The organism is Mycobacterium sp. 852014-50255_SCH5639931, assembly GCF_001665605.1.
Taxonomy (GTDB): domain Bacteria; phylum Actinomycetota; class Actinomycetes; order Mycobacteriales; family Mycobacteriaceae; genus Mycobacterium; species Mycobacterium paraffinicum.
In genome coordinates this window covers 18,986-35,823 of sequence record NZ_LZSV01000034.1, presented here as the reverse complement: position 1 = coordinate 35,823, position 16,838 = coordinate 18,986, and the positions used below count along the sequence as shown (strand labels likewise).

The 16,838-nt window shown below is 64.8% G+C and carries 15 protein-coding genes and 1 pseudogene; 12 read left to right on the top strand and 4 right to left on the bottom strand.

The window, feature by feature from the left end; translation table 11 throughout:
* The first annotated feature begins 51 nt into the window (after window positions 1-51).
* The 4 genes from A5758_RS19725 (at window position 52) to A5758_RS19710 (ending at window position 2,847) form a co-directional block, all read left to right on the top strand.
* The gene (locus A5758_RS19725; protein WP_067206319.1) at window positions 52-528 is read left to right on the top strand and encodes a DUF1772 domain-containing protein; all 477 of its coding nucleotides are present in this window, start codon (window positions 52-54) and stop codon (window positions 526-528) included.
* Between the two features lie 45 nt (window positions 529-573).
* On the top strand, window positions 574-891 hold the full coding sequence (locus tag A5758_RS19720; RefSeq protein WP_067206316.1) for an NIPSNAP family protein: 318 nt from the start codon (window positions 574-576) through the stop codon (window positions 889-891).
* Window positions 892-912: 21 nt separating this feature from the next.
* On the top strand, window positions 913-1,296 hold the full coding sequence (locus A5758_RS19715; protein WP_369816468.1) for a DUF4267 domain-containing protein: 384 nt from the start codon (window positions 913-915) through the stop codon (window positions 1,294-1,296).
* 444 nt (window positions 1,297-1,740) lie between these two features.
* The gene (locus tag A5758_RS19710) at window positions 1,741-2,847 is read left to right on the top strand and encodes a methyltransferase (protein ID WP_067743407.1); all 1,107 of its coding nucleotides are present in this window, start codon (window positions 1,741-1,743) and stop codon (window positions 2,845-2,847) included.
* Between the two features lie 18 nt (window positions 2,848-2,865).
* Here the strand turns inward: A5758_RS19710 and A5758_RS26335 are convergent.
* Window positions 2,866-2,997 (bottom strand): annotated as a pseudogene (locus A5758_RS26335) (TetR family transcriptional regulator); the annotation flags it as partial.
* Between the two features lie 88 nt (window positions 2,998-3,085).
* Between A5758_RS26335 and A5758_RS19705 the strand changes: the two are divergent.
* The gene (locus A5758_RS19705; protein ID WP_369816467.1) at window positions 3,086-5,152 is read left to right on the top strand and encodes a protein kinase; all 2,067 of its coding nucleotides are present in this window, start codon (window positions 3,086-3,088) and stop codon (window positions 5,150-5,152) included.
* A 171-nt stretch (window positions 5,153-5,323) separates the two neighbouring features.
* Here A5758_RS19705 and A5758_RS19700 read toward each other — a convergent pair whose 3' ends face one another.
* Window positions 5,324-5,650, bottom strand: a complete 327-nt coding sequence (locus tag A5758_RS19700) for a hypothetical protein (protein ID WP_067743891.1) — start codon at window positions 5,648-5,650, stop codon at window positions 5,324-5,326.
* A 283-nt stretch (window positions 5,651-5,933) separates the two neighbouring features.
* Here A5758_RS19700 and A5758_RS19695 point away from each other — a divergent pair, with 283 nt between their 5' ends.
* Window positions 5,934-6,542 (top strand): LGFP repeat-containing protein, encoded by a 609-nt coding sequence (locus A5758_RS19695; RefSeq protein WP_067743394.1) that lies wholly within the window; start codon window positions 5,934-5,936, stop codon window positions 6,540-6,542.
* A gap of 157 nt (window positions 6,543-6,699) precedes the next feature.
* Here A5758_RS19695 and A5758_RS19690 read toward each other — a convergent pair whose 3' ends face one another.
* Window positions 6,700-8,385 (bottom strand): GMC family oxidoreductase, encoded by a 1,686-nt coding sequence (locus A5758_RS19690; RefSeq protein ID WP_067743391.1) that lies wholly within the window; start codon window positions 8,383-8,385, stop codon window positions 6,700-6,702.
* Window positions 8,386-8,644: 259 nt separating this feature from the next.
* Between A5758_RS19690 and A5758_RS19685 the strand changes: the two genes are divergently transcribed.
* From A5758_RS19685 to A5758_RS19670, 4 genes are all read left to right on the top strand, one after another.
* Window positions 8,645-9,211 (top strand): dihydrofolate reductase family protein, encoded by a 567-nt coding sequence (locus A5758_RS19685; protein ID WP_067743888.1) that lies wholly within the window; start codon window positions 8,645-8,647, stop codon window positions 9,209-9,211.
* Between the two features lie 337 nt (window positions 9,212-9,548).
* Window positions 9,549-9,794, top strand: a complete 246-nt coding sequence (locus tag A5758_RS19680) for a hypothetical protein (RefSeq protein WP_067206275.1) — start codon at window positions 9,549-9,551, stop codon at window positions 9,792-9,794.
* Window positions 9,795-9,981: 187 nt separating this feature from the next.
* The gene (locus A5758_RS19675; protein ID WP_082939784.1) at window positions 9,982-10,656 is read left to right on the top strand and encodes a cysteine hydrolase family protein; all 675 of its coding nucleotides are present in this window, start codon (window positions 9,982-9,984) and stop codon (window positions 10,654-10,656) included.
* 1,246 nt (window positions 10,657-11,902) lie between these two features.
* Window positions 11,903-13,519, top strand: a complete 1,617-nt coding sequence (locus A5758_RS19670) for a PPE family protein (RefSeq protein ID WP_067743388.1) — start codon at window positions 11,903-11,905, stop codon at window positions 13,517-13,519.
* A gap of 23 nt (window positions 13,520-13,542) precedes the next feature.
* Here the strand turns inward: A5758_RS19670 and A5758_RS19665 are convergent, their stop codons facing one another.
* Window positions 13,543-14,910 (bottom strand): aldehyde dehydrogenase, encoded by a 1,368-nt coding sequence (locus tag A5758_RS19665; RefSeq protein ID WP_369816466.1) that lies wholly within the window; start codon window positions 14,908-14,910, stop codon window positions 13,543-13,545.
* A 140-nt stretch (window positions 14,911-15,050) separates the two neighbouring features.
* On the opposite strand from A5758_RS19665, the gene A5758_RS19660 reads away from it, so the two are divergent.
* Window positions 15,051-15,980: an alpha/beta hydrolase gene (locus tag A5758_RS19660; RefSeq protein WP_067743880.1), complete on the top strand. Its 930-nt coding sequence runs from the start codon at window positions 15,051-15,053 to the stop codon at window positions 15,978-15,980.
* A gap of 213 nt (window positions 15,981-16,193) precedes the next feature.
* The gene (locus A5758_RS19655; protein WP_066948717.1) at window positions 16,194-16,802 is read left to right on the top strand and encodes a TetR/AcrR family transcriptional regulator; all 609 of its coding nucleotides are present in this window, start codon (window positions 16,194-16,196) and stop codon (window positions 16,800-16,802) included.
* The last annotated feature ends 36 nt before the right edge of the window (window positions 16,803-16,838 follow it).

Below are 16,838 nucleotides of genomic sequence, written 5' to 3'. Positions count from 1 at the left end.
GCGCTCCGGGGTTAGCGTTGCTAGCAGTTAGGACGTGATTGGAGTTACGACATGGTTTTGGACGTCATCACCCGTGCCGTTGCACTCGTCGCGGTACTGGGTACCGCAGTGGTCTACGGGACCGACGTGTTCTGCGCGATCGTGTTGCGACCGGCCTTGGCGTTGGTCGACGACGATGCCGTGGTCGTGGTCATGGGACGCGTGCACCAATACGGAGACCGGCGCATGCCTGTGCCCGGGGCACTCGGGGTTGTTGCCACCGCGACGAGCGCGGTGCTGGCCACGGTGGCAGCGCATTGGGCACAGGCGATCGCGGCGGGCGTCGCGCTGGTTCTGCTGTTGGTCTGGCTTGCGCTGTACACGAAGGTGAGCGCACCAATCAATCGGCGACTGACAGCGGCTGCGGGCGCTAGCCGGCGGCTATCGGAAGGGCGTGCGCTGCAAGAGAAGTGGGACTCGATCATCGGCGCCCGCGCGACGCTGCAGGGTCTGGCCGTGGCCACCTTATGCGTGGTGCTGATGATCTGACGCGCCACCAAGCCAGTCGACTTCAACTGAAGGAGAGCGGGCTCGATGTTTCAGCTCAGGATCTACACGCTGAGATCACCTCAAGCTCTGCAGCAGTACGTGACGCTTCACTGGGCTCGCCACCTGACGACCTTCAAGGCATTCGGGGTCACGACCCACGGCGTGTGGACCGAGCGCAGCGGCGGCGCGAATCGACTCGTCGCGCTGATCCGCTACCCGCCGGGCGCCGACCCTGAACAACTCACCCGGGATGTCATGACCAGCCCCGAATTCGCCGCCGACATGGCCGGCTTCGACGTCGAGGACATCGTCGACGTTCAGATGACACAGCTTGACCCAACGCCGTTTTCACCGATTCACTAGCGAATCCCAGGAGCGCTCGACATGGCCATGACCACCACAATCGGCTACACGCTGGCCGGACTCCTAGCCGCGGGCATCATCTTCATCGGTGCGCGCTTCCTCGTCTCGCCGCGCGTCGCGGCCGCCGGCTACGGCGTGCTCGCCGATCTGGACCGACCGGGTGCGGGTGCGTACCTAAGCGTCAAGGGCATCCGCGACATCGCCACGGGGGTGTTCGTCATCATCCTGATGGTCGCGGGCGCGACCCACCTGATCGGCTGGGTGATGTTGGCCGCCACCATCATTCCGCTCGTCGACGCGACCATCGTGCTCCGCAACGGCGGCTCGAAGTCGATCGCGTGGGGAGTTCACGGCGTCACCGCCGCCGTCATGCTCATCACGACCGCGCTGCTGCTCGTGCCTTAAGGGAGAACCGAACGTGCGCGCGCCACCCGCCCTGACCGTCGAAGTTGTTACACCACAAGAGCTTTAACCCGCCGCGACCCCGAGGGGAGGCCCTACAGTGGCGGCCGGAACGCATCCCGTCGCTGTTACGGCGGTAAATGCGAGGATCGCCGCAACGACGACCTTGGTGACTAGACGTGACATGGCGACTCCGTTCATCAGGCCCCTGGCCAGAACTCTAGAGGGAGCGGGCGTTTATTTCAACTACTATTGAAATATCCACGCTCCGCGGGCATAGTTCCTATGCGGACGAATTGATCGGTCGCGCAGCAGGAGCACTCAGACGAACGGGTTTCGTTGGCGCATTAGTGTGTGCGCTGATGTGCCGCAGCAACAACGGCTCTGTCATTCCTGCCTGAGCGCCTGAGGGAACTGAGCCCGCGGAGAGGGTTGATTGTGGCGACTATGAACGAGAAGGGGAGTCACTTGACGTCGAAGGTCCCGCCGGTCAAGGTCGCGCGAGCCGTTGAACGGGCCCGCCACCACCTGTCGCGGCTGCGCCAGCGCTCCGCGCCGCCTACGGCGGTGATGATGGAACTGATCCTGAACGCGTGGGTGGCTCAGGCGATCACGTCCGCGGCGGATCTTGGCGTGGCGGATGCCCTGGCAGATGGCCCGTTGTCCGGCGAGCAACTGGGAGAGCGGGTCGGTGCCGACGCCGACGCACTGAGTCGACTCATGCGCGCGTTGATCGGCATCGGGATCTTCAGCCAGGGCAGCAACGGGCGTTACGCACTTAACCCGCTCGCGGAAACGCTGCGCACCGACGCGCCCGTGTCAATGGCCGGGATGGCGCGATGGGTCGGGTCACCTCAGCATCGCGAGCATTGGAGCCACCTCACCGACGCGATCCGGACCGGGAATCCGGTGGTCCCAGCACTTCGCGGCAAACCGATCTTCGAGTACCTGGCCGACGAAGCGGAGCTCGGTGGGATTTTCAACTCTGCGATGACCAATGTGTCCGAGTTCGCGACCGTGCCCTTGACCGCGGCCTACGACTTCGGCGCGTTCGGCACGATCGTCGATGTCGGTGGCGGACATGGTCGGCTGTTGGCGGCGATCCTGCAAACGGCTCCGAATGCGCGCGGCGTGCTGTTCGATCTTCCGGAAGTCGTGGCGGGCGCCTCGGAGTTGTTCCGCGAGTACGGGGTCGACGACCGCGTCCGGATCGAAGAGGGCTCGTTCTTCGATTCCGCGCCGGAGGGCGGCGACGCGTATGTGCTTAAGAACGTCATTCACGACTGGCCCCAGGAAGATGCCGCCCGCATCCTGAAGAACGTCCGCGCCGCGGCCCGCACCGGCGCGCGACTGTTGCTCTGCGAGTTCGTCATTCCCGACCACGACCGGGACTTCCACGGCAAGTGGGTGGACATCGAGATGCTGGTCGTCGCCGGTGCACGCGAACGCACCGCGGACGAGTACCGCCGGCTGTTCGACCACGCCGGTTTCCGGTTGAATCGCGTCGTCGATACCGTGTCGCCGCTCAGCATCATCGAGGCGACCGCCGTATAGCGGTGGCTGCCCGGCAGGTTATTGTGGCGGCCGGTCCAGCCCCAGCTCATCGGCGGGCGCGGTCAAGAACCGGTGCACTGCGGGACCCACCAACCTGACCACTTCGTCAACCCCGAGCGACGACAGAGGCGGCACGCGCATTCGGGAACGACGACTCGTGGCGCCGCCTCAGACCGCGTCCGGGTCGCCGCGCTCCCGCTGGCGAAGCGGTTGCAAGTCTGCGCACCGGCGGTGGACTATGGTGTTGCTGAATTGCAGCCGTCGGGAGGTTTCCATGAAAGGGACCCCGTTCGGCCGGTACCGATTAATCAATTTGCTCGGCCGAGGCGGGATGGGCGAGGTCTGGCGAGCCTATGACACCGTCACCGATCGGATAGTCGCGCTGAAAGTACTCCCGGCGCATTTTGCTGCGGACAAGACGTTTCAACAGCGATTCCGTCGCGAGGCCCACTCAGCGGCACGGTTGAACAACCCTCACGTGGTGCCAATTCACACCTACGGCGAGGTCGACGGGCGGCTATTCGTCGACATGCGCCTGATCGACGGCCGCGACCTGGCAACCGTGCTGGCCTCCGGTTCGATGCCTCCGTCGCGCGCGGTGCACATCGTCGAACAAGTGGCCCGCGCCGTGCATGCGGCGCACAAGATTGGATTGGTGCATCGGGATATCAAGCCCTCCAACATCTTGCTCGATGAAAGCGACTTTGCGTATCTGATCGATTTCGGGATCGCGCGCATTCTGGGCGAGACCGGTCTGACGGGGACCGACGCGGTGGTCGGCACGCTGCGCTACATGGCGCCGGAGCGCTTCAGAGTCGGCCAGCCCGATGCACGCTCCGACATCTACGCGCTTGCCTGCGTGCTCTATGAGTGCTTGACGGGAGTCGCCCCATATCCGGGTGACAGCATCGAGCATCAAGTGGCGGGGCATCTGTCGGCCCCACCGCCGCGCCCGTCTGACTCCGGCGCGCCGGCGGCGTTCGATGCGGTCATCGCCACTGGCATGGCCAAGGACCCCGAGCAGCGCTACGCCACCCCTGTGGACATGGCACGAGCCGCGCGTGACGCGATCACGGTGCCGCTGCGCCTCGGGGACCCGAATGTGCAGTCCCACCCCGCCACTGCCCCCACTCAAGTGGGCTCATGGCCGAGTGAGCCAACGCAGCAAGCGCAGAAACCATTGCACCGCGACCCGCGGCAGGAGACGGCGGGGAACCGCAAGCGCGCCAAGCGATCTTGGGTGGCCGCCGCCACGGTGATTGGAGTGGTCGTGGTGTTGGGAGTCGCGAGCCTATATCTTCTGCGCACACACACATCGACGCCTGGATCTGTGCAGACGACGGGATCTGCGACGGCCGCCCCGCCGTCGGCGCCTAGCGGGGGAGGCACGCCCAGTTCGGGAGTCACGACAGTGCCGAGTGGTCCACCTACGATCGCCACCTCAATCCGGGTAGGCAATGGCCCCTTCGGCGTCGCGGTCGACTCCGCCGGACACACCGCCTATGTCGCGAACACCGGTTCCAACTCCGTGTCGCTGGTCGATACCGCCAGCCGTGCGGTCACGGCCACCGTCGCTGTTGGACGCCACCCGGTGGGTGTTGCCGTGGATCCGTCTACCCGGACCGTCTACGTCACCAACTATGACGACTCCTCGGTGTCGGTCATCGACACCGCCAACGGCACGGTCATCGCCCGGATAGGTGTCGGCAGCCATCCGGGCGGGGTAGTGGTCGACCCGGATGCCCGCATCGCCTATGTCACTAGTGGTGACAACGCATCGGTGTCGGTCATCGATGTGATGACGCATGCTGTGACGGCGACGGTGCCCACCGGAAAGGGCCCAAGCCGGGTAGCCATCGATCGGACCGCCCACCGCTTGTTTGTCACCAATTCCGATCCAACGGTGACGGTCATCGATACCACGAACCGAACCGTCATCGGTTCCGTCGCGCTTCGCGTTCACCCGGCCGGTATCGCCATCGACACCGCATCGCACACCGCCTATATCGCCAGCGGGGATGATGCATCGGTATCGTTGGTCGACACCACCACCCTCGGCGTCACCGCGAGTGTGCCCGTCGGGCAGCGCCCCGCGGGTGTAGCGGTGGATCCGCCGACGAACACCGCGTACGTGGCCAACTACAGCGGCGCGTCCGTGTCAGTGATCGACACCACTAAGCGCATCGTCACCGGAATCCTTGCCGTCGGTAACAATCCACTCGCCATCGCCGTCGACCCAACCACCCACTTCGCCTACGTCACCAGCGACCTAAATCATGGCTCGTTGACCGTAATCGAACGCTGACGCTTGGGAACAGGTGGGCCCATCTCTGGGCTCGGGCAATCCGTCCGCGAAATCGAGCTGCCGAAAGAGCTTCTGGGCGTTGAGGACGTCGTCGACGTTCTACCCAAAGCTGCAAGCGAACCTCAAGAAGTGATCGGACGCACGGGCACAATTCGTGCCGCTCAGCCTCGGTCAAGAATCAGGCATGATCACAACCGGATGGTCGCTCAAAGGTTCAATGACGATTCCCGCTGTTTTCATCACCTCAATAGAACGGTTAGTTTCCATCACACTCTTTACGTCACCCTCAAGGATCATGTAGGCGGCGCGGTTCGTTCGCTCATAGAACTCCTTCATCGATTCCACGCTGCGAAAAACAGGGACGTACCAAACACCGTTGCGTTGAAGCAAGAACGGCTTTTGTTCGCCGTCTTTGGTGTCACCGAAAGGGTTGGAGTAGTAAACCTTGGCATCAGCGGGAGCCGTACCGGGCCGCTTCTTCCTTTTGAATAGGCCCACGGAAACTCCTTTATGGCGGGCGCCGTCGGCGCTGACGACCTGCTGTGCCGTGTCGCCCGAAATCCCCATCGTGCCAGATTGACGACGTAGCCCAATGACTTTCGTGATCCTTTGGGTCACGAGCCCGGTATCAAGCGGTGCCTTAGGGTGGCTTGGGCGGCGGGCAAAAACAGGGGGACGAGCGTTGGCCGGCGCGAGCACAACGTTGGTTCGGTCATGGTCCCGACCGGGCGAGGTCAGCCGCAACTTGATCCACACCACAGGAAGACGCGAGAGGAAGCCCATGAGAACGATCGCTTACCGCCACGCGGCAGTCGTCGGCCTGACCGCCGTCGTGCTGATCACTGCGGGCTGCAGCAATGGCAAGAGCGTCGACGCGTCGGCACCGCCTACGGTCGGGGTGAACGCCACCTCCACATCGACAACCCCAGCGCCGCCCACCGAGGTGAAGATCATCGGGGAGCGGGACGTCGAGGTGACCCTGACCGGCCCGATCGCTGCCAAGTACTCGTCGGCAACCGAGGATCAGAAGAAGGCTCTCGGCAAGCCGCTGACGGGTGACCGCAACGCCGGGACACGGGAGAGCGGCCTGGTATTCCAGCAGTTCCAGGGCGGCGTGATCACCGCCAAGAACGGCGAGGCCGGCACTCCCGCGTATATCACCCTGGGCAAAATCCGGGAGGCCTGGAATATCCCACGCGCCCCGGACGGCACGCCTGCAATCACGGGCAGTAACGGCTCGGCAGGTCCGCTGGGTTTCCCCATCAGCGACCAGAACGCCGTCGGCGATCTGCTCGTGTCGAACTTCGAGCACGGCAAGATCGAGTACAACCCGAAGACCGACCAGGTCGACGTGACGGTAAACGGCAAGGCCGTACCATCCGGGCTCTAGCCCGAATCATGCTGCGCTGCAACAAAACACGTTGGAAAGCAACTCTTCCTCTTACTGGTAAGTCTGCACATTCGATTTTGTGCGTATTGCTCCTCAAGGAGGCGCGCAGACGCAGGTCGCGCGACGCAGGGGAGCGGCTTGGGCGACGTTAACCGACTTATTCCACGATCGCCCGCGCTGCACGTTCGGCGATGAGCATGGTCGGCGCGTTGGTGTTGCCGGAAATGATGTTGGGCATTGCCGAAGCATCGACCACTCGAAGGCCGGCCACCCGGTACACGCGGCAGTCGGTGTCGAGCACCGTGGCGGCCGACCGCGGCAGACCGCGGGCGTCGAAGGCTCCCATCGCGCAGGTGCCCACCGGGTGAAAAATGGTCGTACCGAGTTCACCGGCCGCCTGCTGCAGCTCGTCGTCGCTCACCAGTTGCGGGCCGGGAAGCAACTCCTGCGGACCGTAGCGGGTGAGCGCCGGCGCTGCCATGATCTGCCGGGTCATCCGGAGGCCGGTCACCGCTATTTGGCGATCGGCGTCGGTCGACAGGTAGTTGCACAAGATCTTCGGATTGGTCAGTGGATCTGCACTGGCCATGCGCACATAACCACGCGAGGTGGGTCGCAGATTGCACACCGAGGGAGTGATCGCTCCGAAGGGGTGCAGGGGTTCGCCGAACTTCGGCAAGGACAGGGGCTGCACATGCCACTCCAAATCGGCACTGGCTAGCGCGGGGTCGCTCTTGGCGAAAGCCCCCAGGGTGGAAGGCGGCATTGTCATGGGCCCCGATCGAAACAACAGATACTGAAGACCCATGCCCGCACGGCTGATCCAATTCCGATACAGCGTGTTGACTGTCGGGACGCCCCGGACCCGGTAGATCGTGCGAATCTGCAAGTGGTCTTGGAGATTTTCGCCCACTCCTGGCAGATCGACGGCCACCGGCACCTGGTGCCGGGTGAGCAGTCCCGCCGGGCCCAGACCCGAGACCTGCATCAGATGTGGCGACCCAATAGCTCCGGCGCTCAGGATCACCTCCCGGCGTGCCCGGACATCGACGATTTGGCCGCCTTTGAGCAGGCGCACACCGGCGATGCGGTGCTGCGCCGTGGTCCAGGCGCCCCGACGCTGATCCTCGTACACCTGGTCATCCATCAAGAGCCGTAAGGCTTGAGCTTGCGTGTAGACGGTGAGATTCGGCCGATGGGTGATCGGATGCAAGAAGGCATCGGCCATCGACCAGCGACGGCCACGCCGTTGGTTGACGTGAAAGTACGCAGAGCCGGCGTTGTCGCCCAGGTTGAATTCATCGATCGGGGAGATGCCCACCTGGGCGGCGGCGGCCTGCCAGGCGTCCAAGATCTTCCAGCGCACCCGTGGTAGCTCGACGCGGATCTCACCACCGGCGCCGTGCCAGTCGTCGGCTCCGCCGAAGAAGTTTTCCAACTTTCTGTAGATCGCCAGTGTCTCGCCGGGACTGTCCGGGCTACCCCAGAGCCAGCGCTCGTCGCCGGTGGCCTGTGCCCACAGGTCGTAATCGCTGGCCTGTCCGCGCATGTGGATCATGGCGTTGATCGACGAGCAGCCGCCGATCACCCGGCCGCGCGCGTAGTGGATGCTGCGGCCGGCCAGGCCCGGGTCCGCCTCGGTCGTAAAGCACCAGTCGGTGCGGGGGTTGGCGATCGTGTACAGATAGCCCACCGGCACCTTGATCCAGAACCAATCATCCTTGCCGCCGGCCTCAATCAAGAGCACCCGTCGCTCAGGGTTGGCGCTGAGCCGATTGGCGAGCAGGCAGCCCGCGCTGCCTGCTCCCACGATGATGAAGTCGAATTCGGCGACAGGGCTCATTCCGGGATCGGTCCTCCAAGCGTCGGATGCGTGTCTTAGTGTGCGCGATGACCGCCTCATCTCGTAAGAGAGTGATTGGCCCCGGACAGATACAGGCCATTGACCACGCACTACGTTATGTCCTCGACATCTGAAAACTGTTGTGGCATGGATGAACATGGAAGGCTTTACTGGTAACCCGCCATATTCGATCACTGCATGTTGTGGTGTGCCATGTGGCGTCGCGATGAGTTTCGCCCTCCGGTGCAGTCTGATCTGCATGGGCAAACTCATCTATGGCTTCAACGTGTCGGTGGACGGGTACATCGCCGACGCGCAAGGCAACATCGACTGGAGCGATCCGAGCGAAGAACTGCACCAATACTGGAACGACTTCGAGCGGGAGACCGCGTGCGCGTTCTACGGGCGCCGGCTCTACGAATTGATGTCCTCGTACTGGCCGACCGCCGACAAGGCCCCGGACGCGACCCCTCTGATCGTCGACTTCGCCCACATCTGGCGCGACATGCCCAAGGTCGTGTTCTCGCGCACTCTCAAGTCCGCCGACTGGAACTCCCGCCTGGAACACGGCGACCCGGTCGAGGTGGTAACGAAGCTGAAAGCCGAAACCGACGGCAGGCTGGAGGTGGGCGGCGCGACGCTGGCCGCACCGATCGTGCAGGCCGGACTGGTGGACGAGTACCGGATCGTGGTCACGCCCACCGCCGTGGGCGGTGGCACCCGGTTCTTCCCCACACTGCCGTCATGGATCTCGCTGCGCCTGTTGGAGAACCGCACCTTCCCGGGCGGCACCGTCCTGCTGAGGTACGAGGCCATACACGACTGATCGAATACACGGCTAGACGAGCTGCGGACACACTACGTGAGTCCAAATGCGCTGGCGTGCAACCGAAAACGGAGTGGTTTCCGGTAATCCTCCGTATTCGATTCATGCATATCCCTCCCGCGCGCTGGAGCGGGGGAGGTCTTCCGTCACGATGGCAACTTGACGGCGGCTTACACGGCTCGCCGCGCAGTGCGGGCCCACGACTGTGTGCTGTGACCGTTAAGGATCGTTACCGCAATCGTGATCTCGCACTCGTATCTTTGGATATACGAGAAGGCCGAAGAATTCGACCTTCCAAATAACGCCTACCGGCGTCTGCGAGCCTTGGGGGGCTGATATGACGACCGCAATCGCCGCGCACGACCAAATCGAGCAAGACGCGGCCGACGGGCATGACGATGTCCTTTTGGCGGCCGCAAAAGTGAACGCAATGGCCTGTCTAGAGGACACCGTTCTCGTCGAATTGAAGCCGCGCTGGCGACTCAAGGAAGAAGAGATCGTGCGCGCGTCGATCACGGTGATTTTGGTGGCCCTCGTGGCGGTGATTGGCGTCGCCGCGGGCGCGATCTTGACAATAGGTTAGCTACGGATACGGCGGGGACGGCGAGCCCTGTCAGACTTGGTGATCGGCGTGTGGGTCGGCATCTAATTCCTGTTCTTGTCATGCGCGCGAAGTACCCTAGCGCAGCGGTTTCGGCGTTTCGTGGACTCTGCGGTGTGCTCGTTTGGCGCCGTATCGCTCACCGCGTCGAGGTATCTATGCTGTGAGCGTGCAGTCCCTTGTCGAACCGCATTTCGATTCTGCAGTTCTGCTGACGATCGATGTTCAAGCCGACACCCTCGATGGCGGAGCACTGGAGATCGCGGGAACATCGACCGCTGTGCCCCGGATCGCCGGTCTGTGCCGGGCATTTCGCGGCGCGGGCCTACCGATCGTGCACGTCGTACGGCTCTACCTGGGCGACGGAAGCAACGCCGAGCCGGCCCGCAGACACCTTGTTGCCGGCCCAACCCCGATGCTGCGTCCCGGCACGCCCGGACGTCTGCTAGCTCCGGGCTTAACGCCCGGCCCGGGCGCACAATTCGACGACGAGCTGTTGCTTTCCGGACGGCCGCAGCGGCTGGGCGAACGCGAGGTCATCCTCTACAAGCCCCGGTGGGGTGCCTTCTTCGGCACCGCGCTCGATGAGCATCTCCGCGACAACCACGTCGACACCGTGGTGATCGCCGGGTGCAACTACCCGAACTGTCCCCGCACCACCATCTATGAGGCCAGCGAGCGTGACTACCGGGTCGTACTGGTCGAGGACGCCGTATCCGGACTCTACGAACGCGGCCGCGCCGAGATGACCAACATCGGCGTGACCCTGTGCCGATCCGACTCGGTGATCGCACATCTCAGCACGCCAGATCGCGAGACCGTCGATCGAGTGGTCGACAGGTAGCTCGCGATTGCCGGGTTGATCTCATGCCGTTCGCGCTTGCCGGACAGCTTTGGCGGCGCTCTTGCGTCCGTTGGTAGTTAGTGGCGGTTAGCGCGTGGCGCTTTGGCCGCTGGGTAGGTGGCTATCGGGACGGCGGCGCGGGCTGCGTGGATGTTCATGATCTTGGTTGAGTAGCCGAGGAGATCGGCTAGGGAAGCGGGGTCGAACTTTGATCGTTGTTCGCGCTGGTGTCACGTCGACATCATCGAGTGTGAGTTCACTGATCTTGCTGACGGGAGTGCCGTAGAGCAGCAGGATCAGCGCGGCGATCCTGGTGGATAGGACGACGTGGTCGGCTTCGGCCACGGTCTTGATCAGCTCGAGGCGCTGACTCGATGACGCCAGTGGGGTGGTGCGGGGGTGGCGCGCATCGCATGCCAATAACCAATTTACAACTTGACATAATGTCGCTTATCGGCACAATGCCCACCAGGCCATCGCATGAAAGGGTGGCACTCGACAACGCTCGAGCGACTTCCGCCGAGACAAGCTGTCATGCCCGCGCGGCGTCACCATCAGTGCGGCATTTGACGCGGCGCTTACGAACTTGATTGCTCGTGGACCCGACGATTGAGCTCCCAAGCCGGGCCACGCGCCAGGATCGGGCGGCCGACGGTCCGCGACGCCCCCGATCCGGCTTCCCGCGTGCATGGCCTCAATTCGTCACTGTGACGAATTGCTCTCCGCCCGGGGCGCCGGCGGACCAGACACGCTAGGACAACCCTGGTACACCTACCGCGCCCCGGGCCCCCGCTTTTGATGACGCGACCGAATTGCTCGGCAAGCCGGGCCACGACCGACGCCCGAGCACAATCCAGATTTTGGTGGCGTGGCGGCCCCGCTCCCACTCCCGCGTACATACCTGCAATTCGTCACTGTGACGAATTGCATTCCGCCCCAACGGTATTGGTGACACAGACGCATCATGTCGCCCCCGAACGGCACGACCCCACGCGACCGCCGGGCCGCGTTACGCGTTGCTTGACCTCCCAATGCGGGAGCATCCCGTATCGGTATCGCGCATGAAGCCGCACGGACAGATCGTTACTTTTGAACCGTAGTTACAGGAATATCACAGCGATATCTCCTTATATGCGTAACTGGACAACCTTACGATCAACCCCGTGATCCGCCCACCAAGAGGGCCAGCGTTGATTTCTATCCATGACGTAGCTCGCCCGCGACGGCCCGGAAAGACGAACCGGCGATGACGGCGCCGATCTGGATGGCGTTTCCGCCCGAGGTCCATTCGATGTTGTTGTCCAGCGGGCCGGGTCCCGGACCGTTGCTGGCCTCGGCGAGCGCCTGGCATTCACTGAGCGCCGAGTATGCCGCGGTCGCCGGCGAACTCACCTCGCTCCTCGGCGAGGTTGAGGCCGGCGCATGGGAAGGGCCGAGCGCCGCGCACTACATGGCCGCCCACGCGCCGTACCTCGGCTGGCTAATGCAGTCCAGCGCAGCCAGCGCCGAGATGGCCGCGCGGCATGAGTTGGCCGCGACGGCATACACGACGGCGTTGGCCGCGATGCCGCCGCTAGGCGAGCTGGCGGCGAACCACGCCACGCATGCGGTATTGGTGGCGACGAACTTCTTTGGTATCAACGCAATTCCGATAGCGCTGAACGAGGCCGATTACTCGCGAATGTGGGTGCAGGCCGCCACAACGATGAGCACCTACCAGGCCGTCTCGACCGCCGCGGTCGCCCGGGCCTCATCCAGTACGGGGGTGCCGCAGATCATGAAGGCGGGCATGGGCACAAGGAGCATGGATTCCGGTTCCGGAATGAGCGGCGGCTCGGGCATGGGCGGCGGAAACCCCTACATCATGGGCACCTCACTCCCCCAAAATCTCCAGGAGTGGCTGCAAGCGCTATTCCCCTTCAATCCCTTTTCGCCGCAGGGCTGGTCGATGCACCCGAGTTTGTCGATGTTCCTCTCGCGCGTGGAGACCCTGATCCCTATGTATGCCCACAATCCCGCGCAGCTGTTCGAGACAATCGTGATGCTCGCCCTGCAATTCGTCATTCACCGAACGCTCGTATTCATCAACCTTCTCCTGTTCAACCCGGTGGGGTTGCTCAGCTCTTTTCTGAGCAATCCGCTCTACACCCTCGGATTGGTTACGCCGATGTTGGCGATTCCCGCCGGAGCGGCAGGCGGCTTGGCGGGGCTGGCGGGGCTAGCGGTACTGCCAGCAGCAGCTCCTGTCCCCGCCGCGGTTCCGACCCCATTGCCGGCGACGGCAATTCCCCTCACCCAAACCCCGCCGCTATCCGCGCTCGCCGCCGCACCGACCATCAGCGCCGCACCGTTTCACGCGTCGGCGGTATCGGCGCCGGCGCCAGCCGCTGCGGCCACACCGGGCGCGCCGCCCACCCCGCCCCCAACGCTGGTGGGACCGGAAAGTGCCGTGGCCGCACAGAATTTCGTGTCCCCATATCTGGTGGGTGTGTTCGGCGCCGGGTCGGAGTCCAACGTTGCCGGCCAATCTCGCAAGGCGACCGCAGCTACCGCCGCGGCCGCGGCGACCGCGGCGGGTCCGGCGGCACAACAGCAACAAACCCGGGGGCGTCCGCGAGCGGCACCCCGCCGCACACACAGAGGCTACCGGTACGAATTCCTGGACCTGGAACCCGAATTCAGCGCCTCAAGCGATGCGCTGTCAACTTCAGGGATGGCCTCCGACCAGGGCGCAGAACCGCTCGGTTTCGCCGGATCCGCCACGCGGCGCGCCGCGGGATTGACCAGGCTGGCCGGCGACGGCTTCGGCGGCGAATCAACCGTCCCGATGCTTCCCAGTGGCTGGGAGGCCGACCCAGCCTGACGCGACCTCATGACGCGATGCAATCAGTCGCCCGGCGCCGACCAGTGCACCAGCTTCGTGGCGGTCATCTCGTCGAGCAGTTCGGGCCCGAGGCCGAAGCCCGTGCCGCTGGCACGGCGGGGCTCGGAAGCTCCGCCGGGCGCACCGCCGAAGACGGAGTTGATCTTCACCGTGCCCACCGGAAGACTGCGCCACGCCTCCTGGGCATGCGCCATGTTCCCGGTGAGCACCGTGGCGGCCAGGCCGTAGCGATCATTGGCGGCTTCGGTCAGCGCCGCCGCGAAGTCCGGCACCACCCGCACCGGCGCGACCGGACCGAACGTTTCCTCGCGCATGATCAGCATCTCGGGTGTGCAGTCACTCAACACCGTGGGCGGATAGAACGAGCCCGGCCCGGACTGCGGCTCGCCGCCGACCAGGACGTGGGCCCCGGCCCGGGCCGCGTCTTCGACGTGCGCGTGCACGTGTTCACGATGACGCTCGTCGACCAGCGGTCCGATGCGATCGGCCCACGAGATCGCCTCGTCGATCAGTGCATTGAGGAAAGCGTCGGCGATCGATTGCACGACATAGACCCGCTCTACCGAGACGCAGATCTGTCCGGCGTTGGCGAAGGCGCCCAGTGCGGTCTGGCCGGCCGCCCAGGCCGGGTCCACGTCGGCGTCGACGATCAACGCGTCGTTTCCGCCATTCTCCAGCAGTGCCTTGGCGCCGCGTTCGGCACAGGCGCGCGCGATCTCTCGGCCGGTTGCGCTGCTGCCCACGTGCGCGACGACGTCGACCAGCTCCGCAGCCGCCAAGCGTTCCCCGACGGTTCCGTCGCCGTCCACGATCTCGAGCACGCCATCGGGCAGCCGGGCGGCCAGCAGTTCGGCGAACCGCCGGCCGGTCTGCGGGCAGCGCTCGCTGGCCTTGTGTACCACGGTGTTTCCGGCCACGAGGGCCGCGCCCAGCAATCCGGCCGCCACCGCGACGGGATCGTTCCACGACGTGATCACCGCGACCACGCCGCGGGGTTGGGGAACCATGAGATCAGTTGCGGACCATCCGCCCTGCAAAGCGTGTCCACGATGGAGCGGCCCCAGTTGGGCGTACTGCAGCAGCGTGTCGATTCCGGCGTCCACGCCGCCGCGCGCGTCGCCGCGCAGCTTGCCGGTTTCCCGCTCGTTCAGTTCGGCGAGTTGGTCGGCCGCGGCGCGGACGTCGCCCGCAGCGGCGGCGATCGCGGCGGCCCGTTCGGCCGGCGGGGTGCGGGCCCAGGCGTCGGCCGCAGCCGCGGCGCGTGCGACGGCATCGTCGCAGTCGGCCGGCTCGGTGATCGGCACCTGCGTGACGGTGTCACCGGTCCGGGGATCCAGAACGCTGATGATCTTGGTAAGGGTCGAGGCCACGCCAGCGGATACCCTGTCCCCGGCCCGACCAATCGGCGGCCCCGAAGCGTCGCCAGCTAACGGAACTGAAGATGCCCGTGGACACAACGGTGGTCCTGTATGTTCAGCGTGTCGGCCGGCGCGAGGGAGCAGAGGCATCGATGGCAAACAGACCCGCCGACAATGCCTTCACCTCAGGGCACGCGGTAAATCCCGGCCTGCGCAAGGTGGCCCGATTTCTGCCTCGCGGATACGCCCTGCACCGCGGTCTCAAGGTGCAGCGGGCGATCATGAACCTCTTCAGTAGCACCGGGCGGCTGCGGGACGTACCGGTCGCCACGGTGGACGAGCACGTCACCGTTCGCCTGCATCGTCCGATCAACTTTCCCCACCGCGGACCGGCACTGCTCTGGGTCCACGGCGGCGGCACCATCATGGGTCACGCCGCCCAGGACGACAAGTACCTTCGCAAGTTGTCCCACCGCGCGGGGGTCGCGATCGCGGCGGTGGAGCACCGGCTGGCGCCCGAGCACCCGTATCCGATCCCTCTCGAGGACTGTTATGCGGCGCTGTTGTGGCTCGCACGTCAACCATGGGTAGATCCGGATCGGATCGCTGTTGGAGGGGCCAGCGCCGGCGGGCACTTCGCCGCGGCACTCGCCCACCTGGCCCACGACCGCAATGACGTCGAACTGGCCTACCAGATGCTGGTGTATCCCATGTTGGACGATCGCACCGGCGCCAACCACAGGGGCCAGAGGCGCATCATGTGGAACGAAACCGACAACCAACTGGCCTGGCGCTGGTACCTCAACGACGCCGACCCCAACCAGGCGGCCCCGGCTCGTCGGGACGATCTGTCCGGCCTGCCGCCGACCTGGATCGGGGTCGGGACATTGGACCTCTTCTATGAGGAGTGCCTGCAATATGCCCGGCGCCTGCGCGCGGCGGGTGTTCCCGTGCATGAGGAAATAGCCCCCGGCGCCTTTCACGCGTTCGACCAGATCGCGGATAAGGCGCCGGTGTCGGTGAACTTCTTCGCCAGTCAGTGCGATCACCTTCGGGACGCCCTCGCCGCGCCGCGCGCCTAGCCGCGGATGCCGGCAGCTCCCCCTGCGCCGAATCAATCGAACTCCTTGTGCACCAACGTATTTAAGACCTCCGGCGGAGGGCAAACGGTGCACCCGGCCCGTCCGACGAGCCCTCAGCCGCGAACGGCGCCCGCCGCGGGCCGAAAGGCCCGCGTGACCCGAATCCGCCGCCTTTTGACTGCAAATTGTGCAGAACGTGCAACTATGGGTGCTATGTCCAACCCCGTGGGTTTGCGCGAGCGTCGTCGACGCCAGACGAGCGCCGACATTCGCGACGCCGCGGTGCGCCTCGCGCTGGAACGCGGATTCGACAAGGTGACCATCGATGAGATCTGCGCCGATGCGGGGGTGTCGACGCGCACGTTCTTCAACTACTTCCCGAATAAAGAGTCCGCGATCGCGTACGGCCCTTCGGACATACCCCCGGAGCTGGTGGCCGATTTCGTCGCGGCCGGCCCCGCCCCCTATTCGGTGGTGCTGGAAGAGCTGATCACGCTGGCGGCGCACCACCTGCGCGACGTACCCCCGAAACGCGAACAGGCGGCCGGCATGCTGGAACTCGCCAAAACCTCCCCGGCGGTGCTGGCGGCATTCCTCGCCGACTTGGAGCGGTTCCAGAATCACCTGACCGATGTCGTCGCGCGCCGCCAAGGCATGCGAGCCGACGACGAGATAGTCGCGTTGATCGCCGCACTCGCGTTGACGGCCGTGCGTTCGGGCATCGAGCGCTGGTCAAGCGGGGAAGCCGGCGCCGCCGACGACACGCCGATGCCCTACGTCGAGCGGGCCGCTGCGCTGGTCAACAGCATCTTTACAAAGTGATTTGAAACACCGCGAGCAATTGTTGCATGGTGTGCA